We start from the raw sequence: 20,759 nt of genomic DNA, 5'->3' as shown, positions 1-20,759 counted from the left end.
TGGTCGAGCGTCAAGCTGGAGTCGTCGAGGGCGACCTCGACGGCAGGACCCGTGACCGGGGTGGCCGCGGCGGCCGCCGCAATCTCCTCCGACTCCTGGTTGAGCGCCTCGAGGCGACTGTCCTGGGGGCCGCGTTCCTTCGTCAGGGTCGCCACCTCCTGTTGGAGGACGTCGAGCTCCTTCGCCTTCTCCTCGTTGCGGACGTTGCCCTCGAGGATGAGTGAGGGGAGGTCCCGGTCGGCCCGGAGGTCGTCGCCCTGTGCCGCCTGGAAGCTCATCGCGAACATCAGGCCGGCGCCTGCGGTCACGATCGGGACGAGGAAGCGCCACCCCAGCCGGGGACGGATCCTGGGCGCACCGTCGCGCGACCCTTCGTCGGACTCGCGGTCCGGGGGGACGTCGCTCACCATGCGGGAACCCTCTCAACTAGGCTGTGCACACCTATTCTGACCCACGCTCTGATCTGAGGAGCCTGCAGTGCCCGAGTCCAAAGGCCGTGACCACAAGACGGCCTACACCCCGCCCCCGCGGTCCAAGGCCACCGAGCCCAACCCGACCTGGTGGGCGCCCGCCTTCATCACGCTCCTCGTCCTCGGGCTGCTGTGGATCGTCACGTACTACATCACCGAGTACCGCTATCCGATCAGTGCGATCGGCGTGTGGAACCTCGCCATCGGCTTCGCCCTACTCATGGGCGGCTTCATCATGACGATGCGGTGGCGCTGACCGAGTTATCCACACCTTGTCCCCAAGCTGGGGACGAATGACAACGATGTAACTACATCCACAGGGTTGTCCACAGCGGTGGACAACCCTGTTCGGCGCACCCAAATCCCCCCACCAACTCGAGTGGCCCCGCCCTCCACACACCCCACAAACTCGAGTGGCCCCGCCCTCCACACGACCCGCCCGCCGATCGTGGAACCCGGCTGTGGACCCCGGGGCCACTCGAGTTGGGGTGGGACTGGGGTCAGGTGCGGGGCAGGCGGAGGAGCGAGACGATGCGCTCGGCGGTGCGCTCCGGGGAGTCCTCGCGGGCGAGGCGCACCTGTTGGTCCGCCCACAGCTCGACGAAGTCCACGGGTTCGCCGGCGTCCACCACCGGTGCGATGAGCCGCTCCACCTCGGCTGTGTCGGCGGGGTCGTCGAAGTCCCACGCGAACGTGAAGACGAGCCCCGGCAGCCCGGCGGCCACCGCCTCGCGGAGCACCGCCAACCGGATCATATGGTTGAGCCGCTCGAACGACTCGGAGCCGAAGTCGAAGACGCCGAGCAGCGGCTCGATGGACTGATGGTTGTGGAAGAGGCGGTAGCCGGTCAGGTCACCCAGCGCCCGCCCGACCGTCATCTTGCCGACGGCGGGCGGGCCGATGACGCAGACGAGGTGCATCAGCCCGTTTCCGCGGTTAACGCCCGAAGGCCGTGAGGTCGCGGATCTCGACGGGGACCGTGAGGTACTTGCCGATCGTGATGGCCACGAGGAGCACGAGCACCGCACCCAGGGCCACCCAGGTCAGGTGGCGGACCTGCTGGCGGCGGAAGAGGACGATCGCCCCCGCGCAGGCCAACCCCGCGAGGAAGCCGCCGAGGTGCGCCTGCCAGGAGATGTTGGGGATGACGAAACCGAGTACCCCGTTGATGATGAGGACCCCGTAGATCCCGGCCGCCGAGCGGCCGAGGTGCCGGTTGAGGACGATGAGGGCGCCGAAGAGGCCGAAGATCGCACCGGAGGCCCCGACCACGGGCTGGAACCACGAGTCGTGCGCCGAGGTGAGCGGAGCATCCAGCGTCGGGTTGGTGGCCAGCAGGAGCACGGCGACCTGCCCGCCGATGCCGCTGATCAGGTAGAGCACGGCGAACCGGGCCCTGCCGAGCATCGGCTCGAGGTAGGAGCCGAGGATGAACAGCGCGTACATGTTGAACCCGATGTGCCACAGCGAGCGCGGGGCATGCAGGAACATCGCGGACAGGAAGCGCCAGGGCTCGGTCCACCCGAGGACCGGCTGGAACGCGAAGTCATCCGTCACCGCCGGTGAGGCCCACTGGAGGACGAAGAGCGCCACGCAGACACCGATGATGCCCTGGGTGACCAACGGCCGCCCGTCGGTCGCGCGGCCGCCGAAGATCGTCCGCGCCGTCGGGGCCGTGCGGGCCGCCTCACGGACGCAGTCGACGCACTGGATGCCGACAGCGGCGGGGCGCTGGCACTCGGGGCAGGCCGGCCGGCCACAGCGCTGGCACTTGACGTAGGCCTCGCGGTCAGGGTGGCGCGGGCAGACGGATGGTCCCGCTGGCTGCGGCCCAGCCCCCGGAGACACTGGGGGCTGGGCACCGGTTCCGCTGTCGGACAATGCGACTCAGTCCTCGATGGTGACCGAGTTGATGACGACGTCCTCGCGGGGCTTGTCGTTGGCTCCGGTCGCGACGTTGCCGAGCTTGTCGACGACCTCACGCGAGGGACCATCAGCGACCTCGCCGAAGATCGTGTGCTTGCCCTGCAGCCACGTCGTGGGGGCCGTCGTGATGAAGAACTGCGAGCCGTTGGTGCCCTTGCCCATCCGCTTGCCGGCGTTGGCCATGGCGAGCATGTAGGGCTTGGTGAAGTCCTTCTCCGGGTGGATCTCGTCGTCGAACGTGTAGCCCGGGCCACCGAAGCCCTGGCCGAGCGGGCAGCCGCCCTGGATCATGAAGTTGGGGATGATGCGGTGGAAGACGAGTCCGTCGTAGAACGGCGTCGGGTTCGTGCGGCCGGCGTCGTCCTTGTACTCCTTCTCCCCCTTCGCGAGGCCGACGAAGTTCTCGACGGTCTTGGGCGCGTGGTGGGGGAAGAGCTCGATGACGATGTCGCCGTGGTTCGTGTGCAGAGTTGCCTTCATGCGCCCAATCCTCGCACGCCGTGTGTTCTCGCCCCGGTGGGTAAGAGGAGGGTGGACCCGACGGCCCGTCGGGTGAAGGATCGAGACAGGAACCCTCGAGGCGAAGGAGCGGCCATGTCATTCATCGACAAGCTCAAGCAGAAGGCTGACGAGCTCGGTCTCAAGGAGAAGGCGGACCACCTCGCCGAGGAGGCGAAGAAGGTGGCCGAGCAGGCCAAGGAGAAGGCCGGCGACCTCGCTGCGGAGAACCGCGACAAGGTCGGGAGCGTCCTCGACAAGGCGGGCGCCAAGATCGACGAGAAGACCGAGGGCAAGTACTCCGACAAGATCGCCAAGGCCAAGGAGCAGGTGACCAAGGGCGTCGACAAGCTGGCCGAGGGCGGCACGCACGGTGCTGGCGGCACCGCAGCAGGTGCGGCCGCTGCCGGCGCGGCGACCGCAGCCGGGACGGCAGCCGCCGGAGCCACCGCGACGCCGGACGAGTTCGGCATCATCCCCGACGAGGAGGAGGTCGCCGAGGAGGTCCTGTCGGTCGAGGTCGACCCGGAGGCGCCCCTCGACGGTCCGCCTGAGCCGGACGTGACTCTCGGTGCCGCCCGCCCCCAGCGCGCGTACGACGAGTCGGGTGAACCTCTGGACGACCTGCCGCTCGAGCCCGACGCCCCCGACGCCCCCGGCTCGCAGGCCTGGTGAAGGTGCGCACTCCGTGAGTGTGGGTAAGGACCAGACGACCTAGGAGGAGTTGCATGTTCCGAACGAAACCGACCCGATCCGAAAGGCTCAAGATGCAGGTCGTCGAGGCTCGGGAGCACGCGGCGGCCACCGCCAGCGAGCTCGGCCACACCGCCGGCGAGCGGCTTGCCGTGATGCGCGAGCAGGCTGCACCCGTGGCGACCGACGCAGCAGAGCGCGTCAAGGTCGCGCTGGACGAGGCGAAGCTCCGGGCAGCCCCCGTGGCTGCAGACCTGGCTGAGCGAGCTCGCCCCAAGGTCGAGTCCGCCCAGTCGACGCTCGTGGACTCGTTGCTGCCCAAGGTGGGAGCTGCCATCGGCGTGGCCTCGGCGGCGCTCGCCCAAGGCGCCGACGAGGCGAAGGAGCGGATGCGCGAGTCCGCCGAGCCGCGGGTGCAACACGCTCGCGATACCGCCAAGGTCAGCACCGACCGCGTGCGTGACGCCTACCGCGTGCTGAGCGGCGAGGCCGTGGCCAAGCCGGCCAGGGGGGGCCGTCGCACGTGGCTCATCGCCATCGGCCTCGGTGCCGCAGCGGTGGCGGCCGTGGCGGCCTACCGCAAGCAACAGGCCGACGACCCGTGGGCCACGTCCTCGACCGGCAGCCTGGGCGCCGCCAGCGGCTACGGCGAGAACGTGTCCCTCAAGGACAAGGCCGCCGAGAAGGTTGGTACCGCCAAGGAGGCCGTGACCGAGGCCGTGACCGAGGTCGCAGCCAAGGCCAAGGAGAAGGTGGCCACCATGACGGACGCCAAGGACCGCTCGGACGACCTCGTCTCCGACGCGGAGATGGAGGAGGCCTCCATGCTGACCGACGCGGAGCTGGACGAGGACCTCGGCACCGTGCCGACGGACGACGGCGAGGTCACCGCCGTCGACTCCACCCTCGGCTCCGACGCCATCGACGGCACGGTCGGCACACTGCCCAGCCAGACGAAGGGCAGCACGCCGAAGCCCACGGCCTGACCATCAGCCAACAAAGCAGACGGACCCGGTGCCTGAGGCGCCGGGTCCGTCTCCGCTTGAGCTGGCTCGCACAGACAGGGGGACAGCGCGAGCCGGCACATGCAGAAGGGCTGGGCGCGGTTCGTGCGGGCCCAACCCTTCGCTGCGTCCAGTGTAACCAGACACCGGGCGCCCTGGCGATAGGTTGGCTGAAACTTCTATAACGGATGTGGGCGGCGTCACGTCCGTGACCCGCCTCATCGAGTGTGGCACCGGCCGGTCCGGCACACCAGCCGGACTTCCTATGGGTTTGGTAAGAGATTGGTAAGGACCGAAATCCTCCAAGAATCCCGTCCCGGTCCTCTGTCTCACGCCGGGTGACTCGCTCATCCGGGCCCTCCGGCCTGCCCCGCCACGCTGAGAAGGCCGGGCGCGGACGGGAGCCAGCCCAGCGGCATACGGCAGAGGGGGTATCTGGAACCCGGGGGCCGCCCTCCTCAGGACGAGTAGCATCGTTCGTACAGGGAGCGCACCGCCGTGGGGTGGACCAATGGACGCGAGTCTGAAGCTGTCATTGGGTGAGGTCGGGGCCGATGGCGCACGCCTCGAGGTCCTCCACCGGCAGCTGCACGCCGAGTTGCAGCATGCGGATGACCTCGACGTCAGGAGCCTCCCCTCGGCCGTCGGAACGCCTGACGGCGCCCGCGCACTCGGCCCCGCGGAGATCAGCGCCCTGTCCGTGGCCGTGCTCGGCTCGGGCGGACTGCCGACGCTCTTCGCCTGCCTCCGCGACTGGCTGGGGCGCGGCCACCAGGCGCAGCGGTCGATCCGCCTCGAGGTCGACGGCGACGTCATCGAGCTCGACGACGCCGACGACGCGCAACGGCAGGAGCTCCTGCGAATCTTCCTGGCCAGACACGGGATCGGGGAGGCGACATGACAGGGACGAGACGCGCCCTCATCGTGGCCAACGACACCTATGACCATGCAAGCCTCGGACAGCTCCGCGCCCCGGCAGCCGACGCCGAGGCCCTCGCGGACGTCCTCGGTGACCCCGAGGTCGGTGGTTTCACCGTCACCGTCGTCCACAACGAGCCCTCGCACGAGGTGCAGGGCCGGATCGAGGATGTCTTCGCCGACAGCAGACCCGACGACCTGCTGCTGCTCCACTTCTCCGGGCACGGGATCAAGAGCGACAGCGGGGAGCTGTTCGTCGCAGCACGGAACACGCGCCCCGACCGGCTCGGCTCAACAGCGGTGTCGGCCGACTTCATCCAGCGGTGCATGAAGACGTCTCGGGCGAGGAGCATCGTGCTCTTCCTCGACTGCTGCTACGGCGGCGCGTTCGGGGAGGGGGTCGCGGTCCGAGCGGCCGGGCCGGTCAACGTGATGGACAGCTTCCCGGCCAGCCGTCTGGGCGGGGGCCGGGGACGGGCCGTGATCAGTGCCTCCAGCGCGATCGAGTACGCCTTCGAGGGCACCGAGCTCGCTGCGGACCAGACCGCGAAGCCGTCCGTCTTCACCTCTGCCGTCGTCGAGGGCTTGCGGACCGGTGAAGCCGACCGCGACGAAGACGGGCTCGTCTCGCTCGACGAGCTCTACGACTACGTCTTCGACCGGGTCCGGGCCGAGAACCCGAAGCAGACCCCGGGCCGCGACGTCGAGATGGCTGGCGACCTGTTCATCGCCCGCAGCCGGCGGAGGAGGCTCCGGCCGGCTCCGATCCCCGAGGCCGTCGCGGCAGCCCTCAAGGAGGCCAACCCGACGTTCCGGCGCGGAGCCGTGAGCGAGCTGCGCGACCGGTTGCTCCATGACGACCCGGCTGCGGCGCTCGGCGCTCTCGAGGCCCTGCAGGAGGTGGTCCGGACCGACACGAAGTCCGTGGCCGACGACGCGGCTGCGGCCATCGCCTCGGCGCGGATGACCCTGGAGCCCAGTGCCATTGACTTTGCGGCGGATGCGTCCGAGCCCCAGGTTGTGATGGTCGAGGTTCGCGGACCGGCGCTGGTCCGCGAGCTCACGGTCACGACGGACCCGCCGCTCTCCGCGCAGGTCGATGAGGACGGGCGGGTGTCGGTGAGCCTGGCGAAGGTTGCCGAGCGGTTCGTCGGGCAGGTCAACCTCACGAGTCCGCTGCGCTCCGTGGTCCTCCCCGTGACCGCGGCAGCGGCCTCCCGGGAAACGGATGCCGCTGCGGTCGCGCCACCGCCGGAAGAGGCGTTGGTCGAGCGTCGGCTGGCCCCGGCCACCCCGCCAGCAGAGGCTCAGCCCGAGGCCGCCGTCCCTGTGGAGATTCCGCCTGCCCCGACCCGCGAGCACGGCACGGTCCGCTCGGACGTCGCGGGCGTGCTCTCGCGGCGGGCCCGGCGCCTGATGGCCGCCCTGTCCGCCCTCGGCGGCCTGCTCATCTTCGCCAGCTTCACGGCGCCGTGGGTGTGGAGCGATCCGCTCGGAGCCATCGTTCCGGGCCAGACCGTGGGGCTGGCCGTCGTCGCCGTCACGGCCATCGTTGCCGGCATCGCCACCGTCGTGGACCAGCCGCGGGGGCTGGTGGCCGCCGGGCTCGTCCTCGGAGTCGGGCTCGTCGCCGGTACGAGCCTGCTCACCCCGCTGGGCATCATCTCCGAGTTCCGCATGTCGGAGGTCCACGAGGGCCTGTGGCTCGCTGTGATCGGGGAAGCTCTCCTTGTCCTGGCGAGCGTCGTCGCCCTCGCCTCAGTGATGCGTTCGGGAGAGGCTTCCGGTGCCTGGCCCGGCCTGGGCGACCGTATCCGCTTGGCGGTGCTGGCGCTCGTGCTGGTGGGTGCGGTGACCTTGATGGTCTACGCGGCGTGGCTGATGCAACAGCCGGGCGGTCCGTGGGGGCCGATCATGATGCTCTGGGCCGTGACGTGGCTCGTTGCCGGGGCCGTCGCCGTGAGTACCAGGCCGACGAAGCTGGCCCGGGCGTTCCTCATCGGTTGGGCCCTGGCGGCTCTCGGCCAGCCGATGTCGGACTTGAGCTTCCTCACGATCAAGGGGGAGCCATCACAGGGCATGCCCATCGTCGTCATTGCCCTGCTCTGCCTACTCGTCCTGGCGACGATCCTCGACCGAGGGGTCAAGGGCCCGAGGCGCCACTACGAGGGCTCGGAGCTGAGGTCGGGGTAGAAGCCCTCGATGTGGGCCGCGACCAGATCCGCGGCGCGCCCACCGTCACGGGCCGCGATCGCGTCGTAGATCTTGCGGTGCTCGCCACTCAGCTGGGCGGCGACGCCTGCATAGTCGCTGCGTGCCTGCAGCCGGCTCAGCAGCGTGGAGCGCATCGCGTTGCGCAGCGCCGTCGTCAGCTCGGCGACGAGGGTGTTGCCGCTCGCTCGGGCGATCGCCACGTGGAAGGCCGTGTCGGCGTCGTTGAACTGCTCGACCGTGCTGGCCGGGTCCTCCATCGCAGCGAGCGACTCGGCGAGCTGGCGTAGGTCCTCCTCCGTCGCGTGGGTGGCGGCGAGCGCCGCGGACTCGCGCTCGAGGGTGATCCGGGCGCGGACGAGGTCCTTGGAGTTGACGCTGGCGACGAGGACGTGGAGGCGGATCAAGCGGGTCAGGGCCTCGGCGGGCGCAGACGTCAGGATGGTGCCGGCGTCCCGGCCGGACCCGGTCGCCTGGGTGATGAGGCCCATCGCCTGGAGGACGCGGATGGCCTCGCGCACGGCGACGCGGCTGACGCCGAGGGCAGCGGCCAGCTCGCGTTCGGCCGGGAGCCGGTCGCCGACGCCGAGCCGGCCTGAGGCGATCTGCTCCTCGATGCGATCCAGGACGAGCTCATACGTGCGGGGGCGGCTGACGGGCGCCCAGCCCTCGCGGGACTCGTCCGGACCTGTTGTCATCCCAGCCGCACCTCTCGGTTCACCGAATCTTTCGGTCCATCACTTGACGACATCCTAGGCGCACCCTACGGTGGCCTCACCTCAATGTGGTCCTACCACATCATGCGCGTACCAACACGCCCCTTCCCTTACAGCGCCGTAAGCCGGCCGTCGCCTGACGACGGCGGCAGGAGGATCTTCCTGATGTTTGCGACCGTCCCCATCGGCACCGCTTTGGTGACCGACGACTTCGTCCAGTCCCTCGCTCCAGTCGGCGGCAGCCTCGCGCTGTCGGCCCTCGTGGGCCTGCTTCCACTCGTCGTGGTGTTCCTCCTGCTCGGAGTCGTCAAGACCCAGGCGTGGGTGGCCGCCATCGCAGGTCTGGGCACGGCCCTGCTCGTCGCCGTCATCGGCTACGGCATGCCGGCCTCACTGGCCCTGCTCTCCGCCACCCAGGGTGGAGTCTTCGGCGTCTTCCCGATCATGTGGATCGTCCTCACCGCGCTCTGGCTCTACCAGCTCACGGTGACCAGCGGCCGGTTCGAGGACCTGCGCGCCACCTTCAACATGGTCAGCGAGGACCCGCGCATCCAGGCAGTCCTCATCGCCTTCTGCTTCGGCGGCCTGCTCGAGGCCCTCGCCGGGTTCGGTGCTCCCGTAGCGATCACCGCCACGATGCTCATCGCCCTGGGCGTCGCCCCGCTCCGGGCCGCGGGCACGGTCCTGCTCGCCAACACCGCACCCGTCGCGTTCGGCGCCATCGCCATCCCGATCACCACGGCCGCCACGCTCACCGGCATCCCCGAGTCGACCATCGGTGCGATCGTCGGGCGCCAGGCGCCACTCCTCGCCGTCGTCGTCCCGCTCCTGCTCCTCCTCGTCGTCGACGGCAAGCGCGGTCTCCGCGAGGTGTGGCCGGCCGCCCTCGTGACGGGTCTGTCGTTCGCCGTGGCCCAGTTCCTCACCTCGAACTACCTCTCGGTCGCGCTCACCGACATCGTGGCCTCGCTCGCCGGCCTCGGCGCAACCGTTCTGTTCCTCCGGGTGTGGACCCCGGTCGGCGCCCGTGAGGCGCACGAGCGCCTCGAGGCCGGTCGCCGGCACGAGCACGCTGAGGCGGTCGCGGCGGGCCGAGTCCCCGCCGGGTCCACCAGCGCACCCACCAGCACCTCCTCGGTCGCGACGAGCGTGCTCGACGAGGACCGCACGGCGCCACTTCCCGCGGCACGGATCTGGATGGGCCTCTTCCCCTACCTCCTCGTCATCGCGGTCTTCTCCGTCTCCAAGCTGGTCCCGGCCGTCAAGTCCTTCCTTGCCGGCACGGACCAGAAGATCGCCTGGCCAGGCCTCGACGGCCACGTCCTGAGCGCCTCCGGCAAGCCGATCTCCTCGACCAGCTACACGTTCCAGTGGCTCTCCAGCCCCGGCACGATGCTCCTCATCGCCGGCGTCATCGTCGCGATCGTCTATGGCATCAGCGCTCGTCAGGCAGTGCGGGATTTCACTGACACGGTCTTCAAGCTGCGCTGGGCCATCCTCACCGTCGCGAGCGTCCTCGCCCTGGCCTACGTCATGAACTTCTCTGGCCAGACGATCTCCATCGGCACGTGGATCGCCGGCACCGGCGCCTTCTTCGCCTTCCTCTCCCCGGTCCTGGGCTGGATCGGCACGGCGGTCACCGGCTCCGACACGAGCGCCAACGCCCTCTTCGCCAAGCTCCAGGCCACGGCCGGTTCGCACGCCGGCATCAACGAGAGCCTGCTCGTCTCGGCGAACACGACCGGTGGCGTCGTCGGCAAGATGATCAGCCCCCAGAACCTCACCATCGCAGCGAGCTCAGCGGGCCTGGACGGCCAGGAGTCGGCCATCCTGAGGCGCGTCCTGCCGTGGAGCGTCGGGCTGCTCCTCTTCCTTTGTGTCCTCGTATTCCTCCAGTCGACCCCGATTCTCGGTTGGATGCTGCCATGAGCACTCAAGGCACCACCTCCCGGCTGCACTCCGGTCCCGGACTGCCCGCCGACGTCCTTGCCGAGCTCCGTGGCTTCGTCGGTGACCAGCACGTCCTCGTTCACGACGGTGACGTCGAGCCGTTCTCCCGCGACGCCACCCCCCTCTTCCGCGCCAGACCGGATGCCGTCGTCCTGCCGGCGACCACCGCGGAGGTGAGCGCGATCCTCGCGCTCGCCACCCGGCGGGGCATCCCGGTCACCCCGCGTGGAGCGGGCTCCAACCTCGCCGCCGCGACCATCCCCGAGCACGGTGGCATCGTCCTGGTCCTGACCCGGATGAACCGGGTCCTCGAGGTCAGCCAGGGTGAGTTGCTGGCCGTGGTGCAGGCGGGCACCACCACGGCGACCCTCGCGGACGCCGCCGCCGCCAAGGGCCTGCTCTATGCCCCGGACCCGGGCAGCCGCACGGTGTCGACGGTGGCCGGCAACGTGGCCATGTGCGCCGGTGGCCTCCGCGGCCTCAAGTACGGCGTGACCCGCAACTACGTCCTCGGCCTCGAGGTCGTCCTGCCGACGGGCGAGGTGATGCGCACGGGCGGCCGGCTGTGGAAGGACGTCGCCGGCTACGACCTCACCCGCCTGCTCACCGGGTCGGAAGGCACGCTCGCCGTGATCACGGAGATCACCGTCGGCCTGCTCCCGATGCCGGCGACCTCCTCGACCGGCGTCGCCTACTTCGACAACCTGTCCGACGCCGGGCGGGCCGTGGCCCAGATCATCGCGCAGGGCACGCTGCCCGCCACCCTCGAGTTCCTCGACAACCGCTGCGTCAACGCGGTCGAGGACTACGCCCAGCTCGGTCTCGACCGGCAGGCCGGAGCGCTGCTCCTCTTCGGTGACGACGGAGGCCCCGACGTCGTCGCCGCGTCGCTGCAGCGGATGGCCGACGTGTGCACGGACATCGGTGCCCGCGGCGTCACGCTCGCCCAGGACATCGCCGGCTCGGAGGCGCTGCTCTATGCCCGGCGCTGCTCGCTCCCCGCCCTGGCCCGGCTCGCCCCGATCACCATGCTCGAGGACGTCACCGTGCCCCGGCCCAAGCTGGCCGAGATGGTCGACACGATCGACGCCATCACGGCCAAGCACGACGTCACCTGTGCGACCTTCGGCCACGCGGGCGACGGCAACCTCCACCCGACGGTCGTCTTCGACCCCGGCGACGGCGACGCCCGCCACCGCGCCGAGGCGGCCTTCGACGAGATCTTCCATGCGGCCATGGCCCTCGGTGGGACCATCACGGGGGAGCACGGGGTCGGTGCCGCCAAGCGTCCCTGGCTGGCCGCGCGGCTCGGCCCGGACCAGCTCGCCCTGCTCAAAAGGATCAAGACCGCCTTCGACCCGGCCGGCATCCTCAACCCCGGCAAGCTGGGCTCATGACGGACCGCGACATCTTCGACAAGGACCTGCTCGCGGCGTGCATCTCCTGCGGGTTCTGCCTGCCGGCGTGCCCGACCTACGCGATGACGCAGGACGAGCGGTCGAGCCCCCGCGGCCGGATCACGCTGATGCGGGCCCTCGAGACGGGCCGCCTCGACGAGGACGACCCGACTCTGCAGGAGCAGTCGTCCTTCTGCCTCGGCTGCCGCGCGTGCGAGACCGTCTGCCCGGCCGGCGTGCAGTACGGCGCGCTCCTCGAGCAGTGGCGCGACCACCAGTGGCGCGGGCGGCACGTGCCGCCGGCTGCCCTGGCCCTGCGCACCGGCATGCGGGCCAAGCCGCTCATCGAGGCGGCCGGCCGCATCCGTGGCGCCGCCAAGCCCACCGGCCCGGCTCGGCCGGACGTCGAGGCGCACCTCATGCTCGGCTGCGCGGAGCGCGCGATGTTCCCCCAGCTGTCCAAGGCGGTGCTGCGGCTGCTGCCCGACGCCGTCGACGTGCCCTCCGGGCAGGGCTGCTGCGGCGCGCTGCACGCCCACAACGGGGACTCCAGGACGGCTCACCGGATGGCCGAGGAGCTGGGCGAGGTCATGCCTGGCGTGATCCTCACGACCGCCGGTGGCTGCGGCGCGCACGTCGCCCAGGTGCTCGGGCGCGAGCGCGTCCGTGAGCTGTCGGAGTTCCTCCTCCAGTACTGGGGCGAGCACCCCGACCGCCTGCCCGACCTGCGGCGGCTCACCGTCGACGGGCGGCCGGTGCGGGCCGCGCTCCAGGACTCGTGCCACCTGCGCAACGGCCTGCACGTGACCGCGGAGCCGCGTGAGCTGATCGCGCGCGTCGCCGACTACGTCGAGCTGCCCTCAGCGGGCACCTGCTGCGGCGCCGCCGGGACCTACTCGATCCTCCGCCCGGAGGACTCCCAGCGCGTCCTCGACATTCACCTCGACGAGATCGAGGCGGCCGACCTCGACTACCTCATCGTCGTCAACATGCCGTGCCAGCGGCAGATGATCAACGGCCTCAAGCGCCGCGGCTCGAAGGTGCGCGTCCTCCACCTCGCCGAGCTGCTCGCCTCAGCGCTGTAGCGAAGACCCAGCCCAGCGGCATACGACAAGCAGTTGGTATGCCGCTGGGCTCGGGTGCGCGGTCAGCGCGCGCTGTAGCGACGGCGGGCGATCGTGAGCCCGACGATCGAGATCACGGCGACCACCATGTAGTAGATGCTCGGCGCGTTGAGGGAGCCGGTCGTGTCGAGGAGCCAGGTCAGGACGAGTGGCGCGATGCCACCCATCGTGGTGACGCCGACGTTGTAGGCGACGGAGACGCCCGTCGTCCGCACCGCGGTGGGGAAGATCTCCGTGAGCAGCGTCGGCAGCGGCCCGAAGTAGAACGCCATGATCACGCCGAGCAGGCCGATGACGAGGACCAGGACCGGCACGCTCGGCGTGGTGATGATCAGCTGGAACAGGGGCCAGGCCAGCGCGAGCGCGGCGACCGCCGCCCAGAGCATGACGCGGGCCGGGCCGACCCGGTCGGCGAGAATCCCCACGAACGGCGTGCCGGCGAGGGTGACGATGCCCGCGACGATCCCGCCGAGATAGGCGGCGCTGGCCGGGATGTCGAGGTTCTTCACCGCGAAGGTCGGCATGTAGAGGATGAGGTAGACCGAGATCGTCGCCACGCCGAGGCAGGCCGCCCCGGTGAGCACCCGGCCGAGGTGGTGGGTCAGCGTGGCCCGGATCGGGGCCTCGTGCTTCTCGCTCGCGACGAACTCCTCCGGCTCGGACAGGCGGGCCCGGATGTAGAGCCCGACGGGGCCGATGAGGATGCCGATGATGAAGGGGATGCGCCAACCCCACGAGTAGAGGTCTTCCTCGGAGAGCCAGTTGAACAGCGCGTAGCCGAACGCCGAGGCGAGGAACATGGAGATCCCCTGGCTCGCCACCTGCCACGAGGCGTAGAACGCCTTGCGGTGAGGCGCGGTCTCCACGAGGAAGGTCGTCGCCGTGCCGAACTCCCCGCCGGCGGAGAAGCCCTGGACCAGGCGGGAGACGAGGATGATGATGCCTGCCCAGGCGCCGACCGTGGCGTGGGTCGGCGCGAGGGCCATGATGGCCGTGCCGACCATCATCAGCATCAGCGTGAGCGTCAGCGCCTTCTTGCGCCCGTGCCGGTCGCCGTAGCCACCGATCAGCATCCCGCCGAGCGGTCGGACGACGTAGGAGATCGCGAAGGTCGCGAAGGTCAGGATGAGGCCGAGGCTGCCGTCACCCTCCGGGAAGAAGTTCTCCGCGATGACGACCGCGAACGAGGCGTAGACGATGATGTCGAACCACTCGAGCGCCGCCCCGATGGAGCTGCTGATGACGGCCTTGCGAGCGGCCGCCAGCCGCTCCGGGGTGACCCCTGGGGGTGCGGTGGTGACGGACATGGGACTCCTTGGGGGCAGGGCTGGGACTGGTGGGTCGTGATGGGTCAGGCTCGGGCGAAGGCGATGACCCGGTCGAGCAGCGCCTCGCACTGGGCGATCTGGTCGAGCGCGACGAACTCGTCCGGGGCGTGGGCCTGCGCGATGTCGCCCGGCCCGCAGACGACGGTGGGGATGCCGATCTGGTCGAAGAGGCCGGCCTCGGTGCCGTAGGCGACCTTCTCGCTCGTCGGCTCGCCGCCCCACTCGGTGAGCAGCGCGATGACCTCGGCGTCGGCCGGGGTGTCGAGACCGGGAGCCTGCGCGACGACGGACACCTCGACACGGGCGGCCGGGTTCTCGATGCGCATCGCCGCCTCGATCCGCTCCAGCTCGGCGCGGAAACCGTCGAGCACGGCGGTGGGGTCGACGCCGCCGATGGTGCGGAACTCGAAGTGCAGCGAGCAGTCGGCCGGCACGGTGTTGACGGCGATGCCACCCTCGATGAGGTTGACGGTGCAGGTCGTGTAGGGGACGTCGAAGGCCTCGTCATGGGGCCCCTCGGCACGGAACCGGTCGGCGACCGAGCGGACGTGGCGGGCGAACTCCGCTGCATATTCGATCGCGTTGACACCCTGCGGGGTCAGGGAGGAGTGTGCCGCGACACCGTGGAAGTCGACGCGCACGACGTTGATCGACTTGTGCCCGCGGATGACCCGCATGCTCGTGGGCTCGCCGACGATGCAGGCGCGAGGATGCAGACCACGTCCGGCGAGGTCCTTGACCAGGTCCTCGGCGCCGACACAGCCGATCTCCTCGTCGTAGGAGAAGGCGAGGTGGATGGGCTCACGCAGCGGCTCGGCGGCGATCTGGGGCAGCCGCGCGACCACCGCCCCGACGAACGCCTTCATGTCGCACGTGCCGCGGCCGTAGAGCCGGCGGTCCCGGACCTCGGGTGCGAACGGGTCGCTGCTCCAGTCCTGGCCATCGACGGGCACGACGTCGGTGTGGCCGGAGAGAACGATGCCGCCCGCCGTCCCCCCGTCGGCTGCCGGGAAGGTGGCGATCAGGTTGGCCTTGGTGCCCTCTGCGTTCGGCAGGACCACGGGCTCCAGACCGTGCCGACGCACCTCTGCCGCGACGAGGTCGATGAGTGGCAGGTTGGAGTCGCGGCTCGTCGTGTCAATCCGGATCAGGCGGGTGATCCAGTCGAGCGTCTCGGGGCTCGGAGCGGCGAGTTCGGGGTCCACGGCACGATCCTTGGGATGGGAAACGGGAAAGGGAGCGTGGCCGGTTGTGCAGTCCACGCCTGATCCTCGAGGATGACATTCATGGCCCAGTGCGCGCCTCCTGTCGCAGGATCACGTGCCGATGAGTGAGACGGTGCAGGATTCCGTCCGTGTCGACGAGCTGGACCTCGCCATCGTGGACTGCCTGCAGCTCAACCCGCGCGCTCCGTGGACCCTCGTGGGCAAGGCCCTCGCGGTGGACCCGGTGACCGTTGCCCGGCGGTGGCAGCGGCTCACCTCGACTGGAACGGCGTGGGTGACCGGGCGGGCCGCAGGGCACGCCGGACCTGAGGCGGGCCTTGCCGTGATCGAGCTCAGCTGCACGGCCGGTCGCACCTGGCCCATCGCCGAGCGCGTGGCCCAGCTGCCCCACGTGCTCAGCATCGAGCACATGAGCGGGCCGCGCGCGCTGTCGCTGCTCGTCGAGGTGCGCGACCTGGCCTTCCTCTCGCAGTTCCTGCTCCGGTCGCTGGGGCCGATCCGGGGAGTCATCGAGACCCGGAGCCACGCCGTGACACGCGTCCACAGGATGGGCGACGTGTGGCAGCTGCAGATGCTCGACCGTCACCAACGAGCCATCATGACGAGTCAGCTGGGACAGCACACCGTGAAGCCCGGCGGAGCAGGGGGGGCGCGCGGGCCCTACGACGAGATCGACCGGCGCCTCATCCTGTTGCTCGGCGAGGACGGACGGATGCCGGTCGTCGACCTCGCTGTGCGGCTCGGGCTGAGCGAGGGCGCCGTGCGACGCCGTCTGGGTGAGCTGGTGCGCAGCTCGCGGGTCATCCTCCGCTGCGACGTGGCCCTCCCGGCGTCGAGCTGGTCCGTCATCACGTGGGTCTGGTGTCAGGCTCCGGTCGACGACCCCGACACGATCGCCGCGATCATGCGTCACGCAAAGGGTGTCCGCGTGTGCTTCCAGGTGGCGGGGGGACAGCCCAACGTGCTGCTGGCGCTCAACGCGCCCTCCCTGCAGGAGACCGCAGCGATGGAGGCGGCTCTCGCCGCGGCCGCGCCCCGCCTGACGATCCTCGACCGGTCCATGGTGCTCCGGTCCGTCAAACGAATGGGACGCGAGCTCGACGCAGCAGGCCGGTCCATCCGCACCGTCCCCATGGACATCTGGGCCGACCCTGACTGACGGACGCGGACGGGTCCTTCGCCCCTCGGCCCTGACAGGGCAGGATCAGCACGTGGCCTCCGCCCCCGCTCAGACGCGCCGCCGGCTGCTCGGCGCCCAGCTGTCCGCGCCGCTGCGCCGCTACCTCGCCACGGAGTCGGGTGGCGCGACGTTGCTCGTCATCGCCGCGGTCCTCGCGCTGGCCTGGGCCAACTCGCCGTGGTCCGACGCCTACGTCCACCTCTGGGAGACCGAGCTGGCGATCGAGCTCGGCGACGGCGGGCTGGGCATGGACCTGCACCACTGGATCAACGACGGGCTCATGGCCGTCTTCTTCCTCGTCATCGGCCTCGAGGTGCGCCGCGACCTATCCGTCGGCGAGCTGACCGACCGGCGCCGGCTGCGGCTGCCGCTCCTCGCCGGGGTCGGCGGGATGGTCGTGCCTGCGCTCCTCTACCTGCTCGTCAACCGGTCGGGCGAGGCCGCCAACGGCTGGGGCGTCGTCATCGGCACTGACACGGCGTTCCTGCTCGGCACGCTCGCCCTGGTCGGGCCGACCGCGTCGACCCAGCTGCGCGTCTTCCTCCTCACCCTGACCGTCGTGGACGACATCGTCGCCGTCTCGGTCATCGGCGCCGTCTACTCCGACGACATCGACCTGCTGGCGCTGGCCATCGCGGTCGCCGCCGTCGCGGCCCTCGTCGTCCTCGGGCGCACGGCGGTCTGGCGGACCTGGCCCTACGCCGTGACCACCCTGGTGCTGTGGCTCGCAACCGTGCAGTCCGGGCTGCACGCCTCGGTCGCCGGCATGGTGGCCGGTCTGCTCGTCCCGGCGTATGCGCCGCGCCGGCACGAGGTGGAGCAGGCCGCGTCTCGGTTCCACGCCTTCCGGCAGTCTCCGCTCGCGGACGTCGGCCGCTCGGCGCAAGCGGCGCTCGTGCGGGCCGTGCCGGTCAACGAGCGGATGCAGCTCGTGCTCCACCCCTGGACGAGCTATGTCGTCGTGCCCCTCTTCGCCCTCGCCAACGCCGGGGTGGACCTGCGCGGCGGCGTGCTGCAGGAGGCGCTGCGGTCGCCAGTGACCTGGGGCATCGTCCTCGGGCTCGTCGTCGGCAAGTTCGTCGGCATCGGCGGATCCGCCCTGCTCGGGGTGCGGGCCGGCGTCGGGCCGTTGCCGCAGTGCCTCGGGCCGGGGCAGGTGCTCGGCGGCGCGGCCCTGTCGGGGATCGGGTTCACCGTGTCGCTGCTCATCGTCGGTCTCGCCTTCGGGCCGGAGCTGCAGGACGAGGCGACCGTCGGGGTGCTGCTCGCCCTGATCCTCGCCACGGTGCTGGGCTGGGTCGTCTTCAAGCTGGCCGCCGTGCTGCATGGGGAGACCTCCGCCGGCCTGCCCATGGTCCTCGACCGGCCGGTGGACCCCGAGCACGACCACGTGCGCGGCTCGGCGACGGCCCCGATCACGCTCATCGAGTACGCCGACTTCGAGTGTCCGTTCTGCGGGCGTGCCACTGGCGTCGTCAAGGAGGTGCGGGCGCACTTCGGCGACGAGCTGCGCTACGTCGTCCGGCACCTGCCGCTGCCCGACGTGCACCCGCACGCCGAGCTCGCAGCTGCCGCGGTCGAGGCCGCCGGCAGCCAGGGCCGGTTCTGGGAGATGCACGACCTGCTCTTCGAGCATCAGGACGCGCTCGAGATCGAGGACCTGGCCGGCTACGCGGGCGACCTCGGCCTCGACGTCGAGCGCTTCATCCGGGAGATCGACGACCGCGTCCACGAGGAGCGGGTCCGCAGCGACGTCGCGAGCGCAGAGGCGAGCGGGGCCCGGGGCACGCCGACCTTCTTCGTCGGCGAGCGCCGCCACGTCGGCCCCTACGACGCCCAGACCCTCATCGCCGAGCTCGAGGCCAGCCGCCACAACCCGGCGCCGTGACCCGCCGGGTCGTGGCGGTCCCTCAGTGCATCTCCTCGAGGAGCTCGGCGAGGTTGGCGCTCGGCTCCGCGACCAGGAGCGGGAGGACGAGGTCGTTCTCCTTCGCCGCGTGGCTGCGGAAGACCCGGAGCAGCGCCTCGGCCCACGTGCGCGTCGCGACCGGCTCGGCGCTCTGCTCGATGGCGTCGACGATGCCGAGGATGACCCCGTGCTCGATGACCATGCCGGCGATGAGCAGCCGGCCGGCCTCCGTGTCGGCGGCGGTCCGGTAGAACGTCCGCTCCTCGCCCGCCGCGTGCGGGGCGAGGCTGGTCCGGGCCCACGTCACGAGCTGGGCCTTCGCCTCGTCGGTGCCCAGGGCCGTGACCAGGCGCTCGAGCTCGGTGACGAGGTGCTCGTGGTGGCGGCGGATCTTCGCGGCGGCGGCTTCGTCGCGCTCGATGGGGGTGATGGTCTGCGACGTCATGGTGACCTCCTCGGTCGGGTTCGGCGGGCCGATCCCGCCATCACCCGCAGTGCATCACCGGGGGCCGAGCGAGTCCTTGACGCGGATCAAGTCCGAGTCAGCGGGCCCGTTCGAGGGCAGTCCGGTCCCAGCCGGCGGTGTCCGCCGCCGCCTCGTAGGTGCTCTGGAGGAAGTCGAGGAGCACTGCGTCGGGGTCGCGAGCGGTGCGCACCGCCGTGTAGGGCAGCACGAACTCGCCGAGGGCGTCGTCCCAGCGGGCGGCGGCAGGCCCGACGGGACGGGTCCGGTAGCCGTCCGGGTCGGGGTAGGCGTAGGCGTAGAAAAGACCCTCCCCCTCACCTCCGGGCCAGTAGCCAGAGCTGCTCACCTCGTGGGAGTACGCCTCGTGCATGACGTGGGGGCCGCAGTTCGGCATGCCGCCGGGGTGTGGCGGCGCGCCACGGCCGGAGAAGCGCGTCGTGGCCAGGTCGAGCGCGCCCCAGAAGAGGTGCACGGGGCTCGACTTGCCGAGGAAGCGCGCGCGGAACACCTCGAAGACCCGCTCCACCTCGACGAGCGTGCGCCAGAAGGCGGTGACGGCCTCGGCGTCGTAGGCGGCGTGGACCGTGTCCTCGGGGAACGGGATGGCGTCGGGCAGCTCGACCGGCACGGGCCAGATCTCGGTGGCCAGCCCCAGGCCGGTGAGCAGCTCGCCGAGCTCGGCATGGAAGTCCTTGACGGACTTGGGTTCGAGCGCCATGCTGCTGCGCTCACCCCGGGTCGTCGTCACGTCAAGGCGATGGTCGACGAGGTCGACGTCGATGGCGAAGCTGCGGCCTGCCTCACCGGGCATCGGCGAGGTGGTCAGGCCGCGGGTGGTGACGTAGAGCGGGGCGTTCCACCAGTGGTTGAGCAGCGGGGTCCGCGCGATGCGGATCTTGCCGATCACCTGCAGCCACAGGGCCAGCGTGTCGCGGGTGGGCTCCCAGCTCGCGACGGGCAGCTCGGGCCAGACCGGGTCGGGACTCATACGACGCTCCTGCCAGGTGTCATCGGCTCGACCCTGGTGCCGGGTACGGCTGGGGCACAGGGGATCACGTGAGCACGAAACGAGCCCAGCGGCATACGGAATGTCGTATGCCGCTGGGCTCGGTCCCGGGGAACGCTCACGTGGGTGGGCGGTCTCGTCAGCCGACGAGGGCGCGCTCGCGCTGGCGGTCGGCGACGCGGCCCTGGCTGCGCGGGGTGAGGGCGCGGTCAACGCTGTAGGCGCCGGCGCCCGTGGCGGCAAGGACGAGCGCACCGGCGGCGAGGGCCGCGACGAGCTCCCAGCCGTTCTCGGTGACGAAGACGCCGTTGCCGATGTGGACGAGGACGGCCGCGCCGACCATGTCGAGGACGAGCAGGACGCTGAAGACGGTGGTCAGGGCGCCGAGGATCAGGGCGATGCCGCCGACGAGCTCGATGACAGCGGCGAGCGTCGCGGCGATGCCGGGGGCGGGGACGCCCATCTGCTCGAAGGCCGCACCGGTGCCGTCGAGGCCCCACTCGGTGAACTTCTGCCAGCCGTGGGCGAGGAAGATCGCGCCGATGAGGACGCGGGCAACGAGGAGGACGGCGTCACGGCCGCCGAGGGGCTTGAGGAGCGAGGTCACGATATCTTCCCAGTCATTAGTTGAAGTCTTAACTACTTGGATGACTGTAGCGGGTCGTCGACCACGGTTCAATTCGGGGGCCGCTAGCCTTGCCGGGACCCGCCGAACGATCCGGCGGCTCGTGTGAAGG

Annotated in this window: 19 protein-coding genes and 1 pseudogene; 10 read left to right on the top strand and 10 right to left on the bottom strand. The window is 70.6% G+C overall.

All coding sequences use genetic code 11. The annotated features are described in order from the left end of the window. Positions 1-410: pseudogene (locus OO014_RS02855) on the bottom strand (DUF881 domain-containing protein); the annotation flags it as partial. 67 nt (positions 411-477) lie between these two features. On the opposite strand from OO014_RS02855, the gene OO014_RS02850 reads away from it, so the two are divergent. Next, a complete protein-coding gene (locus OO014_RS02850; RefSeq protein WP_272460752.1) occupies positions 478-726 on the top strand; it encodes a cell division protein CrgA in 249 nt (82 codons plus the stop codon). Between the two features lie 244 nt (positions 727-970). Here OO014_RS02850 and OO014_RS02845 read toward each other — a convergent pair whose 3' ends face one another. Genes OO014_RS02845 through OO014_RS02835 form a run of 3 tightly spaced genes read right to left on the bottom strand, consistent with a single transcriptional unit; the run spans position 971 to position 2,876 of the window. Next, the gene (locus OO014_RS02845; RefSeq protein ID WP_272460751.1) at positions 971-1,390 is read right to left on the bottom strand and encodes a hypothetical protein; all 420 of its coding nucleotides are present in this window, start codon (positions 1,388-1,390) and stop codon (positions 971-973) included. A 16-nt stretch (positions 1,391-1,406) separates the two neighbouring features. Then, the gene (locus OO014_RS02840) at positions 1,407-2,318 is read right to left on the bottom strand and encodes a rhomboid family intramembrane serine protease (RefSeq protein WP_272460750.1); all 912 of its coding nucleotides are present in this window, start codon (positions 2,316-2,318) and stop codon (positions 1,407-1,409) included. Positions 2,319-2,357: 39 nt separating this feature from the next. Next, positions 2,358-2,876, bottom strand: a complete 519-nt coding sequence (locus tag OO014_RS02835; protein ID WP_272460749.1) for a peptidylprolyl isomerase — start codon at positions 2,874-2,876, stop codon at positions 2,358-2,360. 114 nt (positions 2,877-2,990) lie between these two features. On the opposite strand from OO014_RS02835, the gene OO014_RS02830 reads away from it, so the two are divergent. The 4 genes from OO014_RS02830 to OO014_RS02815 all read left to right on the top strand — a co-directional run bounded on the left by OO014_RS02830 (position 2,991) and on the right by OO014_RS02815 (position 7,702). Beyond that, complete coding sequence (locus OO014_RS02830) at positions 2,991-3,569, top strand: antitoxin (protein WP_272460748.1); 579 nt, start codon at positions 2,991-2,993, stop codon at positions 3,567-3,569. 53 nt (positions 3,570-3,622) lie between these two features. After that, on the top strand, positions 3,623-4,573 hold the full coding sequence (locus OO014_RS02825) for a hypothetical protein (protein WP_272460747.1): 951 nt from the start codon (positions 3,623-3,625) through the stop codon (positions 4,571-4,573). 529 nt (positions 4,574-5,102) lie between these two features. After that, positions 5,103-5,492: an effector-associated constant component EACC1 gene (locus OO014_RS02820; RefSeq protein ID WP_272460746.1), complete on the top strand. Its 390-nt coding sequence runs from the start codon at positions 5,103-5,105 to the stop codon at positions 5,490-5,492. Beyond that, positions 5,489-7,702 (top strand): caspase, EACC1-associated type, encoded by a 2,214-nt coding sequence (locus OO014_RS02815; protein WP_272460745.1) that lies wholly within the window; start codon positions 5,489-5,491, stop codon positions 7,700-7,702. Before OO014_RS02820 ends, OO014_RS02815 begins: the two co-directional genes overlap by 4 nt. Here OO014_RS02815 and OO014_RS02810 read toward each other — a convergent pair. After that, on the bottom strand, positions 7,672-8,418 hold the full coding sequence (locus OO014_RS02810; RefSeq protein ID WP_272460744.1) for a FadR/GntR family transcriptional regulator: 747 nt from the start codon (positions 8,416-8,418) through the stop codon (positions 7,672-7,674). The two genes, OO014_RS02815 and OO014_RS02810, sit on opposite strands and share 31 nt — an antisense overlap. Positions 8,419-8,601: 183 nt before the next feature. Here OO014_RS02810 and OO014_RS02805 point away from each other — a divergent pair, with 183 nt between their 5' ends. Genes OO014_RS02805 through OO014_RS02795 form a run of 3 tightly spaced genes read left to right on the top strand, consistent with a single transcriptional unit; the run spans position 8,602 to position 12,868 of the window. Then, entirely contained in the window at positions 8,602-10,365 is a 1,764-nt protein-coding gene (locus tag OO014_RS02805; RefSeq protein ID WP_272460743.1) for an L-lactate permease, read from the top strand. Beyond that, the gene (locus OO014_RS02800) at positions 10,362-11,783 is read left to right on the top strand and encodes an FAD-binding oxidoreductase (RefSeq protein ID WP_272460742.1); all 1,422 of its coding nucleotides are present in this window, start codon (positions 10,362-10,364) and stop codon (positions 11,781-11,783) included. Before OO014_RS02805 ends, OO014_RS02800 begins: the two co-directional genes overlap by 4 nt. Next, complete coding sequence (locus OO014_RS02795) at positions 11,780-12,868, top strand: (Fe-S)-binding protein (protein WP_272460741.1); 1,089 nt, start codon at positions 11,780-11,782, stop codon at positions 12,866-12,868. Before OO014_RS02800 ends, OO014_RS02795 begins: the two co-directional genes overlap by 4 nt. Positions 12,869-12,930: 62 nt before the next feature. On the opposite strand, the gene OO014_RS02790 is transcribed toward OO014_RS02795, so the two are convergent. Beyond that, positions 12,931-14,214 carry an MFS transporter gene (locus OO014_RS02790; protein ID WP_272460740.1) on the bottom strand — a complete coding sequence of 428 codons (1,284 nt, stop codon included), beginning with the start codon at positions 14,212-14,214 and terminating at the stop codon, positions 12,931-12,933. Positions 14,215-14,258: 44 nt separating this feature from the next. Further along, complete coding sequence (argE, locus tag OO014_RS02785; RefSeq protein ID WP_272460739.1) at positions 14,259-15,440, bottom strand: acetylornithine deacetylase; 1,182 nt, start codon at positions 15,438-15,440, stop codon at positions 14,259-14,261. 121 nt (positions 15,441-15,561) lie between these two features. Between argE and OO014_RS02780 the strand changes: the two genes are divergently transcribed. Together OO014_RS02780 and nhaA are read left to right on the top strand one after the other, a co-directional pair. Continuing rightward, complete coding sequence (locus OO014_RS02780) at positions 15,562-16,620, top strand: Lrp/AsnC family transcriptional regulator (protein WP_272460738.1); 1,059 nt, start codon at positions 15,562-15,564, stop codon at positions 16,618-16,620. 52 nt (positions 16,621-16,672) lie between these two features. Next, on the top strand, positions 16,673-18,529 hold the full coding sequence (gene nhaA / locus OO014_RS02775) for a Na+/H+ antiporter NhaA (protein WP_272460737.1): 1,857 nt from the start codon (positions 16,673-16,675) through the stop codon (positions 18,527-18,529). Positions 18,530-18,551: 22 nt separating this feature from the next. Here the strand turns inward: nhaA and OO014_RS02770 are convergent, their stop codons facing one another. The 3 genes from OO014_RS02770 to OO014_RS02760 all read right to left on the bottom strand — a co-directional run bounded on the left by OO014_RS02770 (position 18,552) and on the right by OO014_RS02760 (position 20,629). Beyond that, positions 18,552-18,995: a hemerythrin domain-containing protein gene (locus OO014_RS02770; RefSeq protein ID WP_272460736.1), complete on the bottom strand. Its 444-nt coding sequence runs from the start codon at positions 18,993-18,995 to the stop codon at positions 18,552-18,554. A 97-nt stretch (positions 18,996-19,092) separates the two neighbouring features. Next, positions 19,093-20,004: a DUF5996 family protein gene (locus OO014_RS02765; protein ID WP_272460735.1), complete on the bottom strand. Its 912-nt coding sequence runs from the start codon at positions 20,002-20,004 to the stop codon at positions 19,093-19,095. A gap of 157 nt (positions 20,005-20,161) precedes the next feature. Then, positions 20,162-20,629 (bottom strand): DoxX family protein, encoded by a 468-nt coding sequence (locus OO014_RS02760; protein ID WP_272460734.1) that lies wholly within the window; start codon positions 20,627-20,629, stop codon positions 20,162-20,164. Positions 20,630-20,759: the final 130 nt, after the last annotated feature.

The sequence above is a fragment of the Intrasporangium calvum genome (genome assembly GCF_028446585.1).
Taxonomy (GTDB): domain Bacteria; phylum Actinomycetota; class Actinomycetes; order Actinomycetales; family Dermatophilaceae; genus Intrasporangium; species Intrasporangium calvum_A.
This window is presented reverse-complemented; position numbering and strand designations above follow the sequence as displayed.